Source organism: Geomonas sp. Red32, assembly GCF_023652955.1.
Taxonomy (GTDB): Bacteria; Desulfobacterota; Desulfuromonadia; order Geobacterales; family Geobacteraceae; genus Geomonas.
The window spans coordinates 237,038-253,640 of the sequence record NZ_JAKLOY010000006.1; the positions used below are offsets into that span (position 1 = coordinate 237,038).

Here is a 16,603-nt window from a genome sequence, read left to right on the forward strand (position 1 = left end):
GACGGGCTCTGTGCTAAACTATCGATGTGGCTTGTCCCCCCCGGCATGATTCGTGCCGGTTGGTGAACGGCGGGCCCGAGGAGGGATGCATGGTACGTCAGCCGGCAGTGGCAGGAAAGTTCTACACGAATGAACCGGACCAGCTGAGAAAAGAGCTCCGTTCCATGGTGGTGGAGGGAGAACAAGGACGCGCGCTTGGCATCGTGGCGCCGCATGCCGGATACGTCTACTCCGGGATGGTGGCGGGCCGGGTCTACGGGGCCATCCGGGTTCCCGACGCGGTGATCCTCCTCGGCCCCAACCACACCGGGATGGGGTACCCCGCCGCCATCTCGCCTCTCGGGGAATGGCTGACCCCGCTCGGTGCGGTTCCGGTCAACGCCGCCCTTTGCGAGCTGGTGGTGAAGCATGCCCCCAAAGTGCGCGAGGACGCTACCGCCCACCGGTTCGAGCATTCGCTCGAGGTCCAGGTCCCCTTCCTGCAGTACCGCAATCCCAACGTCACCATTACCCCGATCTGCCTCTCCTATCTCCCCTTCGAGACCGTCACCGAGATCGGTGAGGGGCTCGCCCGCGCCATCACCGAGTACGGGAAAGAGGTGCTGATCGTGGCGAGCTCCGATATGACCCATTACGAGTCGGCCCAGACCGCGCGCGCCAAGGATGAGGCGGCCCTCGCCGAGCTGACCGCGCTGAACCCCCAGGGGCTCCTTGCCGTCTGCCGCGACCGGGACATCACGATGTGCGGGGTGATGCCCGCCGCCGTCATGCTGACCGCCGCCAACCAGTTGGGCGCCCGCCAGAGCTGGGTGATCAGCTACTCCAACTCCGGCGAGGTGAACGGCGACCTGAAAAGGGTGGTCGGTTACGCGGCCGTCGCGGTGAGCTGATGGATGTCATCACCACCCATGTCAACGCCGATTTCGATTGCGTGGGCTCCATGGTGGCCGCCAAGCGCCTCTACCCCGATGCCGCCCTGGTCTTCTCCGGCTCCCAGGAGAAGGGGGTGCGCGAATTCTTCCAGAAGCAGCCCCCCGACCAGCTGAACTTCCTCCGCCTGAAGGACCTCGATTTCACCACCGTCACTCGTCTGATCGTGGTCGATTGCCAGCACTCGTCCCGCATCTCCCGCTTCGGCGAACTGGCCAAGGGGGGAGCGGTCGAGCTCGTCGTCTACGACCACCACCCGTCCAGTTCCGGCGACCTCTCCCCCACCGGCGGGGAGATCCGTCCCTGCGGCTCCACCACGACCATCCTCACCGCGCACCTGCGCGCGCAAGGAATCCGCCTCACCCCCTACGAGGCGACCCTCATGATGCTCGGCATCCACGAGGATACCGGCAACCTCACCTTCCCCAATACCACCGCCGAGGACTACCAGGCAGCGAGCTGGCTCCTGGAGCAGGGGGCGAACCTCAACGAGGTGGCGGACTCGATCGGCAAGGAGCTGACCGTCGAGCAGGTTTCCCTTTTGAACGACCTCCTTCTCTCCCTGAAGACCACCTCGCTTAAGGGGGTGGACGTGTCGGTTGCCCACGCTTCGGTCGACCGCTACGTGGGGGACATCGCCGGGCTCGCCCACATGATCCGGGACATGGAGAACCTGCAGGCCCTCTTCTTGGTAGTCTCCATGGCGGACCGGGTCTTCGTGATCGCCCGGAGCCGGGTGCCGGAGGTGAGGGTAGGGGAGATCCTCAAGGATCTCGGCGGGGGAGGGCACGCCACCGCGGCCTCGGCCACCATCCGCGGACTTACCCTCATCCAGGTGCTCCAGCAGCTGGACGCCGTGCTCAAAAAAAAGGTCGATCCGAGGCGCTCCGCCCGCGACATCATGTCCTCGCCGGTCAAGACCCTCCCTCCCGGCTGCACCATCGCCGAAGCCCAGGAACGGCTGGTCCGCTACAACGTGAGCGCCATGCCGGTCGTCGACGACGGCAAAGTGGCCGGCATCATCTCCCGCAAGATCGTCGAGAAGGCCCTCTACCACGACCTGGGCCAGGTGCCGATCTCCGACTACATGCACTCCGAGTTCTACTCGGCCACTCCCGACACCCCGATCTCCGATCTCCAGACCTCCATGGTGGGGGGCGACGCCCGCCTGATCCCGGTCCTCACCGGGGAAGAGCTGGTGGGGGTGGTCACCCGCACCGACCTCTTGCGCTACTCTCTCTCCGGCGACGACATCTACGACCTCGCCCGCGATGCCAGCCTGGTCAAGAGCCGCGAGGTCGAAGGGCTCATGAAGAGATACCTCTCCCCGCGCTCGGTGCAGGTGCTGCGCGACCTGGGGCGGGTGGGCGATTCGCTGGAGGTGGAGGTCTACGCGGTGGGAGGCTTCGTGCGCGATCTCCTTTTGGGGAGCCAGAACATGGATGTCGACGTCACCGTGGACGGCGACGGCATCCTCTTCGCCGAGAGCTTCGCCTCCCGCTTCGGTTGCCGGGTCAAGAGCCACCAGAAGTTCCACACCGCGGTCATCGTCTTCCCCGACGGCTTCAAGGTCGACGTCGCCAGCACCCGGCTCGAATACTACGTTTCGCCCGGGGCGCTCCCCACCGTGGAACACTCCTCCCTGAAGACGGACCTCTACCGGAGGGACTTCACCGTCAACACGCTGGCCATCAAGCTCAACGACGAGGAGTTCGGGCACCTGGTCGACTACTTCGGCGCCTACCGCGACCTGCAGGCCAAGGTGATCCGCGTCCTCCACAACCTTTCCTTTGTGGAGGACCCGACGCGGGTCTTTAGGGCCATCCGCTTCGAGCAGCGACTCGGTTTCAAGATCGCCAAGCACACCGAGGACCTGATCAAGAACGCCGTGAAGATGGATTTCCTGGAGAAGCTCGGCGGCCGGCGCCTCTTGGCCGAGCTCGTTCAGATCCTCAGGGAGAAGGAACCGCTGCGCGGCATCCAACGGATGGCCTCGCTCGGGCTCTTCCGTTTCATCCACCCGAGCCTCGAGCTGACCGAGCCGCTGGAGGCGCTTCTCGAGGAGGTTCGCTACGTGGTCTCCTGGTACCAGCTCCTTTACCTGGAGCGCCCCTTCGAACAGTGGGCGGTCTACTTCCTCGCCCTGTGCGATCCGCTGAGCGACGAGGAGTTCACCGCCTCCTGCCTGAGACTCGCTGTCAATGAGCACCAGCGGGAGAAGCTCGCCACCGCGCGCAGGCAGGGGCACGAACTGGTGGCGGCCCTGGAAAAGCGCTTCCTCGAACAGGGGAGGGTGGAGAACGCCGACATCTACTTCTTCCTCCGGGCGCTCCCGGTCGAGGAGCTCCTCTACCTGATGGCCAAGAGCGGGAACCCCGAGGTGAAGAAGTGGATCTCCCTCTACTTCACCAAGCTCCAGCTGGTCAAGACCCAGATCGACGGCGGCGACCTCAAGAAGCTCGGCGGCCGTCCCGGTCCGCGTTTCCGCGAGGTTTTGGACGCCGTCCTGCACGCCCGTCTCAATGGTACGGTGGGAACCAAAGGGGAAGAGCTGGTAATGGCCAGGGATCTTTTGCAGGAGGTGTAGCTTTTTTGCTACATGCTGGTCATTTCGCGCACCCCCCGTAACTACCCGAAAGACGGTCATTTGCCGTAATTTGTCAGTGTAACTGCTGCAAAATTGTCACATCCCCCCTTTCTCTCCTCGTAACCATTAGAGTCCTCCATCCCGCTAAGTAATGATTCCAGCAGGTTTTACGAGTTACGCGACTCTTTCGCCATTATGGCCCGGGATTTGCTAATGGAATGGGCAGATCACCTGGTTATGAGAGGACGTCCCATGCTGACGATTAAACGAATCCTGGTTTCGATGCTTCTAGTGGCCACCCTTGCTACCCCGGCGCTGGCCGAGCAGCAGGAAAACGCCTTCAAAACCGTCTTCCAGGATGCCTTCTACGGCGGCCTCTCCGGGGCCCTGGTGGGTGCGGCGCTGCTCGCCTTCACCAAGCAGCCCGGCAAACACCTCGACTACATGGGGTACGGCGGGGCCGGCGGCGTGCTGGTGGGCGCCACCTACGGCATCGTCAGCGTTTCCCGCTCCCTGGCCGAAATCGAAAACGGCCGGGTGAAGTTCGCCATGCCGAGCCTCATGCCGGAGTTGAGGGAAGGAACCAGGGGAACCTCCTCCGTGATGGTTACCGCCCAGCTTATCCGCGGCAGGTTCTGATCGCGCCGCGTTTTTCCCAATGCAGATGAGGGGGCCCTTCGGCCCCCTTTTTTTTTGCCCCGCCCCTCCGCTCCCCTCATGAGATCGCTCACCTTGCCTTGCTGATGCCGCTGGTATACACTTTGATCGTTCCAAAAGTGTTCTCATGGGTACGGGGGTACAGCTTGACGCATAAGGAAGATCGGCAGGACCTGCTGACCTATACCAACTCTCTTTTGACCTGGGTCAGCGGCAGGGGAAGAATCCTCATCGTGGTGCACGATAATCCGGATCCCGATTCGCTCGCCTCCGCTATGGCACTTCGTCACCTCTTCGCGGTCCGCTTGAGCCGCGAGGCGGTGATCGCCTTCTCCGGCATGATCGGCCGCAGCGAAAACCTGGCCATGGCCAAGCTCCTCCAGATCCCTCTTACACCCTTCCCGCTGATCGACCTCAAGATGTTCCAGGTGATCTGCCTTTTGGACAGCCAGCCCCTGACCGGCAACAACTCGCTCCCTCCCGAGGCCCGCGTCGACGTGGTCATCGACCATCACCCGATGCGGGAAGCGAGCACCCACTGCCGCTGGGTCGACATCCGCCCTGAGTACGGGACCACCGCCACCATCCTCTACGACTACCTGAAGGTCCAGGGGGTCTCGCTGGGGACCAAGCTCGCGACCGCACTCTTCTACGCCATCAAGTCCGAGACCCAGGATCTCGGGCGCGAGGCCACCCGTACCGACCGGGACGCCTATCTCGAACTTTTTCCCCTGGCCAACAAGACTCTTTTGAACAGCATCACCCATCCCAGGCTCCCCAAGGAGTACTTCATCGCCCTGCATAACGCCCTCGAGAACGCCGTCGTCTACGGCACGGTCGCGATCGCCAACTTGCAGAAGGTCCAGTTCCCCGAGGTGGTGGCCGAACTCGCCGACCTGATCCTGCGGCTGGAAGGGGTGGAGGTGGTGCTTTGCATGGGGCAGTACAACAACGAGATGGTGCTCTCCATCCGGACCTCCAGCGAGGAGATCAACGCGGGCGAATTGATCCGGGCCATCGTGGCCGGGGTGGGAAGCGCCGGCGGCCACGGCATGATGGCAGGCGGCAAGGTCGACAATGTCGACGAATCGGCAGCCGAAATCTCGCGGGTGGAAAAACTCCTCACCGAGCGGCTCCTGGTCCGGCTCGGGGTTTCCTCTGCCTCCTACGAACCGCTCGCTCCGCAGTCCTAATTAGTCATGTCTTTTCTTCATGAAAGGGTTGCCAAAGCCTTTCTAAAGTGCTAGAAATTACCCCATGTCGCTCTTCCTGGATAACGCAGCAACCTCGTATCCCAAGCCGGAAACGGTATACCGGGCGATCGACGCTGCCATGAGGGAGATCGGCGTCGCCCCTGGGAGAGGAGGGTACCGGCAGTCGCTGACCGCTGCCCGCACGGTGTTCGAAACCCGCTCGACCCTGGCTGACTTCTTCGGAGTCCCGGACTCGTCCCGTCTCGTTTTCACCCACAGCGCTACCGAATCCCTCAACATCGCCGTCAGCGGTCTCCTGAAGCCCGGAGACCACGTGGTCACCACCAGCATGGAGCACAACGCCCTGGTGCGTCCGCTCCACCTGTTGCGCGGCCGCGGCGTCGAGGTTACCTTCGTGCAGGCCGACCGCGAGGGGAGGGTCTCCGAGCGGGAGATCGCCGCCGCCATGAGGCCCGGCACCCGGCTGGTGGCGGTGACCCACTGCTCGAACGTGAGCGGCACCATCCAGCCGGTCGGAGAGATCGGCAAGGTGGCCCGGCAGGGGGGAGCCGTCTTCCTGGTCGACGCCGCCCAGAGCGCCGGTTACCTCCCGATCGACGTCATCGAACTCGGCATCGATCTTCTGGCCGCCCCGGGACACAAAGGTCTCTTCGGCCCCCCCGGCACCGGCATCCTCGCCATCGGGGAGGGAATCGAGCTGGAGCCGCTCTTGGTCGGGGGCACCGGCGGCAACGCGAGCAGTCTGGAGCAGCCCGAGATCCTTCCCGAGCGCTTCGAAAGCGGGACCCTCAACACCCCCGCCCTGGCCGGTCTCAAGGCGGGCGTCGACTTCATCCGGGAGACCGGGCTGGAGGTCATCCGTGCCAAGGAGAAGCTGCTGGTAGGCATGCTCCTGGAAGGGCTTTCCGCCATGGAGGAGGCCGTCATCTACGGCCCCCGGGGCAACGATCACGGAGGGGCGGTCTCCTTCAACCTCGGCGGGCGCGACGCCTCCGAGGTCGCCTTCCTGCTCGACGCCGAGTACGGCATCGCCGTCCGCGCCGGGCTCCACTGCGCTCCCGAGGCCCATCGGACCCTGGGGAGCTACCCCGGCGGCACCGTGAGGGTGAGCCCCGGGTTCTTCAACACCGAGGAGGATATCGCCTTTTTCCTCCAATCGTTAGCTGGCCTGGCCCGTTCCTGACCGGCTGCGGACTTTTAAAACTAATTTCGAATCGTGGGCTTGATCCCCGCGATGGAGGCATACTACGCTGGCACACGCACTAACTGGCAGGCAGGGATTGACGGCGGCATCCATTCAAACCGAAGGCGCACCCGAGGTGGAGATGAAAAAGATCTACGTGCTGGACACCAACGTTCTGCTTTACGATCCGCAGGCCCTGACGAGATTCGAGGACAACGCGATCATCATCCCCATTACGGTGATCGAGGAAATCGACCGGTTCAAGAAGGACATGAACGAGACCGGCCGCAACGCCCGCCATGTCTCCAGGCTCATGGACTCCCTGCGCCAGGAGGGGTCTCTCTCCAAGGGGCTTCCGCTCGAAAACGGCGGCTGCATCCGGATCGAGATCTACGAAGAGCACGTGATGAAACGGCTTCCCCCTGAGCTTCGCCAGGAGCGCGGGGACAACCGGATCCTCGCGGTGGCGGTCGATCTCATGGAGACCGAGAAGGACCCGGTCATCCTGGTGACCAAGGACGTCAACCTGAGGATTAAGGCCGATGCCCTGGGACTCAAGGCCGAAGACTACGAGTCCGACAAGGTCGCCATCGAAGACCTTTACTCGGGTATGGCCAGCATCGACGTGGCCGCCGGCCAGATCGACACCTTCTATTCCCAGGGGTGGCTGGACCTCGAAGCGGGGCTCCTCCCGAACCAGTACATTACCCTGACCGAGTCCGGGAGCGAGTCGCACTCGGCCGTCGGGCGCTACGACGCCAATGCCCGGCGCATGGTTCCGCTCACCGCCATCGTCAAGGAGGGGGTCTGGAGCGTCTTCCCGAGAAACCGCGAGCAGTCCTTCGCCCTCGACGCCCTTTTGGACGACAACGTGAAGATCGTCACCCTGGTCGGCAAGGCAGGCACCGGCAAGACCCTCTTGGCCATCGCCGCCGGGCTTCAGAAGACCGCCGAGGAGAACGTCTACAACCGTCTGCTGGTCTCCCGCCCGGTCTTCCCGATGGGGCGCGACCTCGGTTTTCTCCCGGGGGACATCGAGGAGAAGCTCTCCCCGTGGATGCAGCCGATCTTCGACAACGTCGAGCTCCTTCTGAGCGGCCACGAAGGTGAGAGGCGCCACAACAAGGGATACAAGGAGCTGATGGCGATGGGGATCCTCGAGATCGAGCCGCTCACCTACATCCGCGGCCGTTCCATCCCGAACCAGTACCTGATCGTCGACGAGGCGCAGAACCTCACCCCCCACGAGATCAAGACCATCGTGACCCGCGCGGGCGAGGGGACCAAGGTCGTTTTGACCGGCGACCCGTACCAGATCGACAACCCGTACGTGGACGCCGAGAGCAACGGCCTCACCTACGTGGTCGAGCGTCTCAAGGGTGAGGCCATCTCGAGCCACATCACCATGATGAAGGGTGAGCGTTCCGAGCTGGCCGAGTTGGCCGCCAACCTCCTGTAGCAACCGGCAACGGCATAGCAGCTCCCGGTCCCGGGCTTGTCCCGGGACCGGGGTTTCTCTTTTTAAGCCCCATGACTTCCGACGGGCACTGCCTCAGTGCCCTTTGTTTTTTTTATGCTACTTCTCTCTCTCGAATCGTCGTGTGACGAAACCGCCGCCGCGGTGGTAAAAGACGGCCGCACCATCCTCTCCAGCGTGGTCGCCTCCCAGATCGCCGTACACGCCGAGTACGGCGGCGTGGTGCCGGAGATCGCCTCGCGCCAGCACCTCGAGGCGGTCTCGCTCGTGGTCGAACAGGCCCTGGATAAGGCCGGCGTGGCCCCGTCGCAGCTCGAGGGGATCGCGGTGACCCAGGGGCCGGGGCTCGCCGGTGCGCTGCTGGTCGGGATCTCCGCCGCCAAGGGGCTTTCCTTGGGGCTCGGCGTCCCGCTGGTTGGCGTCAACCACATCGAGGGGCACCTGTTGGCCGTCTTTCTCGAACAGCCGGTCGAGTTTCCCTTCATTGCCCTGGCCGTCTCCGGGGGGCATTCGCACCTGTACCGGGTGGACGGAGTCGGGCGCTACACGACGCTCGGCCAGACGGTGGACGATGCTGCCGGGGAGGCGTTCGACAAGGTCGCCAAGCTGATCGGTCTACCCTATCCGGGTGGCGTGGCCATCGACCGGTTGGCTGCGGAAGGCGATCCCAAGGCGATCAAGTTCCCCCGCCCGCTTTTACACGACGGCACCTTCAACTTCAGCTTCTCGGGCCTGAAGACCGCAGTCCTCACTCACCTTCAAAAGCATCCGGAAGCGCGCGGCGCCGGGCTCAACGATCTGGCCGCCTCCTTCCAGGAAGCGGTCTGCGAAGTGCTGACCAAGAAGACCGCCGCTGCGGTGGCGGCTACCGGGATCAAGCGGCTGGTGGTGGCGGGCGGGGTCGCCTGCAACAGCGGGCTCCGGCGCTCCATGCGGCTCTTCGCCGACAAGAACGGGGTCGAACTCTCCATCGCCAAGCCGGCCCTTTGTGCCGACAACGCCGCGATGATCGCGGTCCCCGGCGATTTTTACCTGCAACATGGCATAACGAGCGGTTTCGACCTCGATGCCTTACCGGTGTGGCCGCTCGACCGGCTGGCCGCCAGACTTGGGGAGGTCCGCTAAATGGACGGCATGCGCGCCAAGAAGGCGCTGGGACAGAACTTCCTGGTGGACAGCAGCGTTTTGACCCGCATCGTTTCCTGCGTGGCTCCCACCCCGGACGACTGCATCCTGGAGGTCGGTCCGGGACGCGGAGCGCTCACCAGGCTGCTCGCCGAGAGCGGGGCCCGGCTCGTCGCGGTCGAATGGGACCGGGACCTGATTCCCATCCTGAACGCCGAGTTCGGCGAAAACGGCCAGGTAGAGATCGGCCACGGCGACATCCTGAGGGTCGATCTTCCGCTGCTCCTCGGCTCGCGCGCGCCGGGGAAGAAGTGGAAGGTGGCGGCCAATCTCCCCTATAACATCTCCTCGCAGGTGCTCTTCCGCTTTCTGGAGTGTTACCAGCTCTTCGACAAGCTGGTGCTGATGCTCCAGAAGGAGGTCGGTGACCGGCTGGCGGCGCCTCCCAACTGCAAGGATTACGGGGCGCTCACCGTGCTGCTGCGGCTCAACTTCGACATCCAGCGCGAATTCATCGTAAAGCCCGGCTGTTTCCGCCCGATTCCCAAGGTGGACTCCGCGGTGCTGAGCTTCGTCCCGCTTCCCGCTCCCCGGGCCGAGGTGGGGGACCACCGGATCTTCACCCGCCTGGTCAAGGGGGCCTTCAATCAGCGGAGAAAGACCCTTTCCAACGCCTTGAAAGCGGCCGGTTTCGCCGAGGATCCGGAGCGGTTGCAGCAGGCACTCTCTTTGAGCGGCATCGACGGCGGACGCCGCGGAGAGACTCTGTCACTGGAGGAGTTCGCCGCGCTATCTCGGGAGCTTTCCGCCGGGAAAAGGCTGGCATAACTCCGGCCGTTTGTGGTATATAAAAACGCTAATCTTTCCCTGGAGGGTCACCGTATGAAGATCTGTGTCATTGGTTCCGGCTATGTTGGTCTGGTGGCCGGTACCTGTTTTGCCGAGAGCGGCAACCATGTTATCTGTGTCGACGTTGACGAGGAAAAGATCGAAGGTTTAAAGCGCGGTGTGATCCCCATCTATGAGCCCGGCCTGAAGGAGATGGTGCTCAGAAACTGCGAGGAGGGGAGGCTCACCTTTACCACCGACCTGGCCTATGCCGTCAAAGAGTCGCTGGTCAACTTCATCGCGGTCGGTACCCCGCCGGGCGCCGACGGCTCGGCCGATCTCCAGTACGTCATCTCGGTGGCCCGCTCCATCGGCCGTCACATGGACAGCTTCAAGATCGTCGTCGACAAGTCGACCGTGCCGGTCGGGACCGCCGACAAGGTCCGCCAGGCGGTGGCCGAGGAGCTCGACCAGCGCGGCGTCCAGATCGAGTTCGACGTGGTCTCCAACCCCGAGTTCCTCAAGGAAGGGGCGGCCATCGACGACTTCATGAGACCGGACCGGGTAGTGATCGGCACCGACAACGTGCGGACCGCCGAGATCATGAAAGAGCTCTACTCCGCCTTCATGCGCAAGTCCAACCGCCTGCTGGTGATGGACATCCGGAGCGCGGAGATGACCAAGTACGCCGCCAACGCCATGCTGGCCACCCGCATCACCTTCATGAACCAGATCGCCAACCTCTGCGAGATGATGGGGGCGGACGTCATGGCGGTCCGCGAGGGGATCGGCTCCGACTCTCGTATCGGCTACGACTTCCTCTTCCCCGGGGTCGGCTATGGCGGCTCCTGCTTTCCGAAGGACGTCAAGGCCCTGGTGAAGACCGCCGAGGAGTGCGAGTACGACTTCGTCCTCTTGAAGGCGGTGGAGACCGCCAACGAGCGGCAGAAGCGGGTCCTTTCCGAGAAGATCCTTCGCCGTCTGGGCGACGGCAAGGAAAAGCCTTTGGCGGGGAAATCCGTCGCCGTCTGGGGCCTTTCTTTCAAGCCGCGCACCGACGACATGAGGGAGGCTCCCTCCCTTACCATCATCAACCACCTCCTCGAACTGGGCGCCTCGGTCAGCGCCCACGACCCGGAGGCGATGACGGAGGCGAAGAAGCACTTCGGCAACCGGATCAACTACTGCGCGCAGTACGACGCCTTGAATAACGCCGACGCGCTGGTGATCATCACCGAGTGGAACGAGTACCGCAACCCCGACTTCGACCGGATCAAGTCTTCCCTGGTCAACCCGTTGATCTTCGACGGCCGTAACCTCTACGGCCCCGAGCGGATGAGGGCGTCCGGGATCGAGTACCATCCCATCGGCCGTAACGGCGGCGCTTGCTGCGAGATGGAGTAAGGGCCGCGATCGGCTGTCAATTCGGGGAGGTTACATGCGCATCCTAGTCACCGGCGGTGCCGGTTTCATCGGCTCCCACCTCTGCGAGCGATTGCTGGGGGAGGGGCACGACGTCATCTGCCTGGATAACTTTTTCACCGGGAGCAAGCGGAACATCGCCGGCTTGCTCGACCACCGGTCGTTCGAGCTCATCCGCCACGACGTCACCCAGCCGATCCTCTTGGAAGTGGACCGCATCTACAACCTGGCCTGCCCGGCCTCGCCGATCCACTACCAGTACAACCCGGTCAAGACCACCAAGACCAGCGTGATGGGGGCCATCAACATGCTCGGCCTCGCCAAGAGGGTGAGGGCCAGGATCCTCCAGGCCTCCACCTCCGAGGTGTACGGCGACCCGCAGGTCCATCCGCAGACCGAGGGCTACTGGGGCAACGTGAACCCGCTCGGCGTGCGGAGCTGCTACGACGAGGGGAAGCGGGTGGCCGAGACCCTCATGATGGATTACCACCGGCAGAACAAGGTCGACATCCGGATCGTCAGGATCTTCAACACCTACGGGCCGAAGATGGCCGAGAACGACGGCCGGGTGGTCTCCAACTTCATCCTGCAGGCTCTGAAGGGGGAGGACATCACCGTCTACGGTCAGGGGGAGCAGACCCGCTCCTTCTGCTTCGTCACCGACCTGGTGGAGGGGCTCGCCAGGATGATGAGCTGCCCGGACTTCATCGGGCCGGTCAACCTCGGCAACCCCTGCGAGACCACCATCCTGGAGTTCGCCCAGAAGATCATCGCCCTCACCGGTTCGCGCTCCCGCATCGTCCATAAGCCGTTGCCGGCCGACGACCCGAAGCAGCGCCAACCGGACATCTCGCTCGCCAAGGAGAAACTTGGCTGGGAGCCTAAAATCCCGGTCGAGGACGGACTGAAGAAGACCATCGAGTATTTTGACGGGATACTTTCCCTAGGTTAGTGCATGCAGAAAAGGCTGTTCCTTACACCGCTGGCGATAATCGTCTTCATCCTTTACTTCACCGTTTTCGGTGACCGCGGTCTCTTGCGGATTAACCACCTGCACCGCGACCGCGACGACATGCAGAAACGGCTGGCGGAGCTCAAGGATGAGAACGACAGGCTGAAGAGAGAGATCGCCGCCCTGCAGTCCGACCGGCGCTACCTGGAGAGCATCGCCCGGCGCGACTTCGGCCTCGTGCGGGGTAACGAGGTGATCTACCAGTTCCCGTCCAAGGACGGCACCGATCACCCGATCGCGAAGCAGCCTGCGGGTACCGCTCCCCAGGCTGCACCGGCGGCAGGGGGGAAGGCCCCGGGTAAGGCGGCGGCTCCGGCCAAGGCGGACCCTGCCAAGTCGAATTGATTGTTGTGACAGTTTTACCCCATCCTCACCCCGTCCCTCCTCTTGAAGGGGAGGGGGAGCCGGGAAACGGGTGCCGGGTCGTAAAAAAACAGAAATAACCTGATTGCAAGAAAAGGGGGATGGATATGAAGGAGCAGCTGCGCGCATGCATCCTGAAGGGAATCGAGGGGTGTTTCGCCGACGGCACGCTCACCTCGGGAGTGGTTCCGGCCATTAATATCGAAAAGCCGGCTCACCAGGAGCACGGGGATTTTGCCTCCAACGTCGCCATGCAGATGGCCAAGGCGGAAAGAAAGGCGCCGCGGGCTATCGCCGAGATTATCGTCAACAAGCTCGCCGGCAGCTCCGACCTCATCAAATCGCTCGAGGTGGCCGGCCCCGGCTTCATCAACTTCTTTGTCAAGGACGACGCCTGGCGGATGATCCTCCAGGATATCGATCAGGCCGGGGAGCAGTACGGCAAGAGCAAGGTGGGCGCCGGCCGCAAGGTCCAGGTTGAGTTCGTCAGCGCCAACCCGACCGGCCCTCTGCACATCGGTCACGGCAGGGGTGCCGCCACCGGCGATGCCGTCGCCTCCCTTTTGCTGGCCGCCGGGTTCGACGTCCAGAAAGAGTACTACATCAACGACGCCGGCAACCAGATGAACACCCTCGGCCTCTCCGGTCTTCTCCGTTACAAGGAGCTCCTCGGCGAAAAGATCGAATTCCCCGAGAACTGCTACCAGGGCGGGTACATGAAGGACATCGCCCGCGAGGTGATCACCAAGCACGGCGACCGCTTCCTCAATGTTTCCCAGGAGGAGGGGGTGGCCTTCTTTGCCAAGTTCGGCGGCGACGTGATCCTCAAGGGGATCGACGAGGACCTCCAGGACTTCGGCGTCCGCTTCGACAACTGGTTCTCCGAGCAATCGCTCTTCGACCAGGGGAAGGTCGATTCGGCGGTCAAGGAGATGCAGGAGAAGGGGCTCATCTACGAGCAGGACGGGGCGCTCTGGTTCAAGACCACCGACTACGGCGACGACAAGGACCGCGTAGTGGTGAGGAGCAACGGGGTCACCACCTACTTTGCCTCCGACATCGCCTACCACCGCGACAAGTTCGCCCGCGGCTTCGACTGGGTGATCGACGTCTGGGGCGCCGACCACCACGGCTACGTGCCGAGGCTCAAAGGGGTGGTGCAGGGGCTTGGCCGCAAGGCCGACGATCTCGGCATCATCCTGGTCCAGCTGGTGGCGCTTCTTCGTGACGGCGTGCCGGTCGCCATGTCCACCCGCAGCGGCGAGTTCGTGACCCTCAAGGAGGTCGTGGACGAGGTCGGCCGTGACGCCGCCCGCTTCTTCTTCCTCATGCGCCGCTCCGACAGCCAGCTCGACTTCGATCTCGAGCTCGCCAAGCGCCAGAGTGCCGACAACCCGGTCTACTACGTCCAGTACGCCCACGCGAGGATCAAGAGCATCTTCGAAACCGCCCGCGAGCGCGGCGTGGCTCCCGACTTCTCGGGAGGGGTCAACCTGCAGCTCCTCGAAAGTGCGGACGACCTCGCGCTGGTCAAGAAGCTCTCCCTGTTCCCCGAGACCCTGGAATCCGCCGCAGTCAACTTCGAACCGCACCGGATCACCTACTTCCTCCAGGACCTGGCGGGCGAGTTCCACAGCTTCTACAACAAGAGCCGGGTGATCATCCCGGAGGAACCGGAGCTCACCAGGGCCCGCCTGTTCCTGCTGCACTGCGCGGCCATCACCCTGAAAAACGCACTGACCGTGCTCGGTATCTCGGCTCCCGAGAGGATGTAGGCGGAGGTGGCCATGGTCATCGATTACAGCGAAAAGCGCCCAGGCGGCGTACGCGAGGGTGGGGAACGCCGCCCCGTGCAGAAAAACCGGCCCCGCAAGGAACCGGGCGGGCTCTTCGCGCTGATCGCGGTGGCGGTGCTGGCGGTAACCTTCGGTGCCGGGGTTTTTACCGGGTGGCTCTTGTTCAAGGGACGCAAGCCGCAGATGGTCCAGGCGGCACCGCCGGCGGTTAAGACGGTCGAGCCTACGCCGGCCGCTCCGCCTCCCCAGACGCCCGCTCCCGACACTCCGCTCACCTTCTACAAGACGCTTCCCGCCGGGGGTAAGGCACCGATGGGATCCGGCCTCAACCTTAAGAGCCCGGAGGCCCCCGCGCCGGCCAGCCGTCTGCCGCAGCCCGCCGGGAATGCCGCCGCACCGGCGGCCACCGCCCCGGCCGCCCCCGCTCCCCCCGTGGCACCCGCTGCCTCCGCTCCTACTGCGGGAGCGCCCGGCAAGGAGGAAGGGCAGGCGCACTTCGTGGTCCAGATCGCTTCCTACCGCAGTAAACAGGAGGCGGATGCCGCCCAGACCCAGCTGGGCTCCAAGGGGGTCGCCGCCTACGTGGTCGAATCGAAGGTCGCCGGAAAAGGCGTCTGGTACCGGGTGCGGATAGGCCACCGTCTCAGTAAAGCCGAAGCCGAATCCATTGCCGCCAAAAACGGGAAAGGATCCCTCGTTCTCCCCGAGTAGCCAAAGGACCTTCCCGCCCCTTTTAGGGAGAGGGTGCTAAAGGGCGGGTGAGGGTGGGCTTGATGCGATTCCCGACTCCGATGTTATAGTTTTCCATTAACGGAGGCTAACATGGAGATCAGGCCAAAGCTGGGCGAAATATTCGTGGAGAGCGGGATCCTGAGCCAGAGGACAGTGGACAGGATGCTGCAGGTTTCGAAGCGGCTCAACAAGCGTTTCGGGATCCTCCTGGAAGAGCTGGAACTGGTAACCGCCGACGAGCTGGCGGGTGCGCTTGCCAACCAGCATGCCTGCCGGGTCGCCAGCAACTTCGTCGGGATCTCGTTCCCCGCCGATCTGCTGGCCACCATCCCGGTGGAAATGGCGATGGAGAACTATCTCTTCCCGCTGAAGCTGGAACAGAACCGGCTGGCGCTGGCCATCGCCGATCCGACCGAGATGCGGGTGGTCAGGTACCTCTCGGTGGAGCGGGGTTTGAGCATCACCCCGTTCGTCGCCACCCGGCGGGAGATCTATACCGCCATCTGCAGGAACTACCTGAAGAAGGAAGTCCGCCCTTCGTCGGGAAAGACCGTGCTGATGGTGGAAGGGGACGAGCAGGTCGGCAGCGTCATCGCCCAGTGTCTCGGCAAAAACGGCTGCCGCGTGCTGCGTGCCCGTGACAGCCGCGAGGCGTACCAGGCGGTATTGACCGACAAGCCGCAGGCGGTGATCACCGACCAGGAACTGGCCGAGCTTCATGGCTGCGGTTTCCTCGACGCCCTGCGCGCCATGCCTGAGTTGAACCAGATCCCGATCCTGCTGGTGGCCGACCCGCTGGAAAGCGACCTCGAGTTGAAAGCGTTCGAACGCGGTTTCTTCGACGTCATCCCGAGGCCGGTACACGAAGCAACCCTGGTGGCCCGCGTGAAACGGGCGCTGCAGTTTCATCAGAAGAATCTCCGGATGATCTGAGTCCGTAAGCCGCCGGAATCCCTGGTAACCCAATCGACCCTCCAGCGTTTCGGCTCGACGCCGCGCTGGAGGTATTTGTTTTTCGGAGGTGGCATAATGTGCGCCGTCATGACCGTTAAGTGTCCGCATTGCCGGAAAGAGGCTTCCCTGCAGGACAACCCCTACCGGCCTTTCTGTTCCAAACGCTGCAAAATGATCGACCTCGGCACCTGGGCCAACGAAGGATACCGGATCCCCGGAGAGAAGGCCCCGGAGGAGGAGCCGGAAGACGAGGAGTAGCCACCCTAAAACCTTCCTCAACCGGCCTTCGGCCACCCTCTCCCAAAGGGGCGAGGGATAGAGGA

At 63.5% G+C, this 16,603-nt stretch carries 15 protein-coding genes; all 15 read left to right on the forward strand.

Features of this window, described 5'->3' with window-relative positions; all coding sequences use genetic code 11:
• Positions 1-89 precede the first annotated feature (89 nt).
• The 15 genes from amrB to L4X63_RS16775 all read left to right on the forward strand — a co-directional run bounded on the left by amrB (position 90) and on the right by L4X63_RS16775 (position 16,538).
• The gene (gene amrB, locus L4X63_RS16705; protein WP_250679784.1) at positions 90-890 is read left to right on the forward strand and encodes an AmmeMemoRadiSam system protein B; all 801 of its coding nucleotides are present in this window, start codon (positions 90-92) and stop codon (positions 888-890) included.
• Positions 890-3,517, forward strand: a complete 2,628-nt coding sequence (locus L4X63_RS16710; RefSeq protein ID WP_250679785.1) for a CBS domain-containing protein — start codon at positions 890-892, stop codon at positions 3,515-3,517. Before amrB ends, L4X63_RS16710 begins: the two co-directional genes overlap by 1 nt.
• A 252-nt stretch (positions 3,518-3,769) precedes the next feature.
• Positions 3,770-4,156 (forward strand): hypothetical protein, encoded by a 387-nt coding sequence (locus L4X63_RS16715; protein WP_250679786.1) that lies wholly within the window; start codon positions 3,770-3,772, stop codon positions 4,154-4,156.
• 164 nt (positions 4,157-4,320) lie between these two features.
• The gene (locus L4X63_RS16720) at positions 4,321-5,367 is read left to right on the forward strand and encodes a DHH family phosphoesterase (protein WP_250679787.1); all 1,047 of its coding nucleotides are present in this window, start codon (positions 4,321-4,323) and stop codon (positions 5,365-5,367) included.
• Positions 5,368-5,431: 64 nt separating this feature from the next.
• The gene (locus tag L4X63_RS16725; RefSeq protein WP_250679788.1) at positions 5,432-6,571 is read left to right on the forward strand and encodes an aminotransferase class V-fold PLP-dependent enzyme; all 1,140 of its coding nucleotides are present in this window, start codon (positions 5,432-5,434) and stop codon (positions 6,569-6,571) included.
• 142 nt (positions 6,572-6,713) lie between these two features.
• Positions 6,714-8,030 carry a PhoH family protein gene (locus L4X63_RS16730; RefSeq protein ID WP_250679789.1) on the forward strand — a complete coding sequence of 439 codons (1,317 nt, stop codon included), beginning with the start codon at positions 6,714-6,716 and terminating at the stop codon, positions 8,028-8,030.
• Between the two features lie 114 nt (positions 8,031-8,144).
• The gene (gene tsaD / locus L4X63_RS16735) at positions 8,145-9,173 is read left to right on the forward strand and encodes a tRNA (adenosine(37)-N6)-threonylcarbamoyltransferase complex transferase subunit TsaD (protein WP_250679790.1); all 1,029 of its coding nucleotides are present in this window, start codon (positions 8,145-8,147) and stop codon (positions 9,171-9,173) included.
• Positions 9,174-10,001, forward strand: coding sequence for a 16S rRNA (adenine(1518)-N(6)/adenine(1519)-N(6))-dimethyltransferase RsmA (gene rsmA / locus L4X63_RS16740; RefSeq protein ID WP_250679791.1), 828 nt, complete (start codon positions 9,174-9,176; stop codon positions 9,999-10,001).
• Between the two features lie 54 nt (positions 10,002-10,055).
• Positions 10,056-11,405 (forward strand): UDP-glucose dehydrogenase family protein, encoded by a 1,350-nt coding sequence (locus L4X63_RS16745; RefSeq protein ID WP_250679792.1) that lies wholly within the window; start codon positions 10,056-10,058, stop codon positions 11,403-11,405.
• A gap of 34 nt (positions 11,406-11,439) precedes the next feature.
• Positions 11,440-12,375: a UDP-glucuronic acid decarboxylase family protein gene (locus L4X63_RS16750; protein WP_250679793.1), complete on the forward strand. Its 936-nt coding sequence runs from the start codon at positions 11,440-11,442 to the stop codon at positions 12,373-12,375.
• Positions 12,376-12,378: 3 nt separating this feature from the next.
• Positions 12,379-12,780, forward strand: a complete 402-nt coding sequence (locus L4X63_RS16755) for an FtsB family cell division protein (RefSeq protein WP_250679794.1) — start codon at positions 12,379-12,381, stop codon at positions 12,778-12,780.
• A 125-nt stretch (positions 12,781-12,905) separates the two neighbouring features.
• Positions 12,906-14,573, forward strand: coding sequence for an arginine--tRNA ligase (gene argS / locus L4X63_RS16760; protein WP_250679795.1), 1,668 nt, complete (start codon positions 12,906-12,908; stop codon positions 14,571-14,573).
• Between the two features lie 12 nt (positions 14,574-14,585).
• On the forward strand, positions 14,586-15,305 hold the full coding sequence (locus tag L4X63_RS16765; protein ID WP_250679796.1) for an SPOR domain-containing protein: 720 nt from the start codon (positions 14,586-14,588) through the stop codon (positions 15,303-15,305).
• Between the two features lie 111 nt (positions 15,306-15,416).
• Positions 15,417-16,259: a response regulator gene (locus L4X63_RS16770; RefSeq protein WP_250679797.1), complete on the forward strand. Its 843-nt coding sequence runs from the start codon at positions 15,417-15,419 to the stop codon at positions 16,257-16,259.
• Between the two features lie 96 nt (positions 16,260-16,355).
• Complete coding sequence (locus L4X63_RS16775; protein WP_250679798.1) at positions 16,356-16,538, forward strand: DNA gyrase inhibitor YacG; 183 nt, start codon at positions 16,356-16,358, stop codon at positions 16,536-16,538.
• The last annotated feature ends 65 nt before the right edge of the window (positions 16,539-16,603 follow it).

Coding starts and splice junctions, on each gene's coding strand:
- amrB (WP_250679784.1), top strand. CDS start 90: ATGGTACGTCAGCCGGCAGTGGCAGGAAAGTTCTACACGAATGAACCG.
- L4X63_RS16710 (WP_250679785.1), top strand. CDS start 890: ATGGATGTCATCACCACCCATGTCAACGCCGATTTCGATTGCGTGGGC.
- L4X63_RS16715 (WP_250679786.1), top strand. CDS start 3,770: ATGCTGACGATTAAACGAATCCTGGTTTCGATGCTTCTAGTGGCCACC.
- L4X63_RS16725 (WP_250679788.1), top strand. CDS start 5,432: ATGTCGCTCTTCCTGGATAACGCAGCAACCTCGTATCCCAAGCCGGAA.
- L4X63_RS16730 (WP_250679789.1), top strand. CDS start 6,714: ATGAAAAAGATCTACGTGCTGGACACCAACGTTCTGCTTTACGATCCG.
- tsaD (WP_250679790.1), top strand. CDS start 8,145: ATGCTACTTCTCTCTCTCGAATCGTCGTGTGACGAAACCGCCGCCGCG.
- rsmA (WP_250679791.1), top strand. CDS start 9,174: ATGGACGGCATGCGCGCCAAGAAGGCGCTGGGACAGAACTTCCTGGTG.
- L4X63_RS16745 (WP_250679792.1), top strand. CDS start 10,056: ATGAAGATCTGTGTCATTGGTTCCGGCTATGTTGGTCTGGTGGCCGGT.
- L4X63_RS16750 (WP_250679793.1), top strand. CDS start 11,440: ATGCGCATCCTAGTCACCGGCGGTGCCGGTTTCATCGGCTCCCACCTC.
- L4X63_RS16755 (WP_250679794.1), top strand. CDS start 12,379: ATGCAGAAAAGGCTGTTCCTTACACCGCTGGCGATAATCGTCTTCATC.
- argS (WP_250679795.1), top strand. CDS start 12,906: ATGAAGGAGCAGCTGCGCGCATGCATCCTGAAGGGAATCGAGGGGTGT.
- L4X63_RS16765 (WP_250679796.1), top strand. CDS start 14,586: ATGGTCATCGATTACAGCGAAAAGCGCCCAGGCGGCGTACGCGAGGGT.
- L4X63_RS16770 (WP_250679797.1), top strand. CDS start 15,417: ATGGAGATCAGGCCAAAGCTGGGCGAAATATTCGTGGAGAGCGGGATC.
- L4X63_RS16775 (WP_250679798.1), top strand. CDS start 16,356: ATGTGCGCCGTCATGACCGTTAAGTGTCCGCATTGCCGGAAAGAGGCT.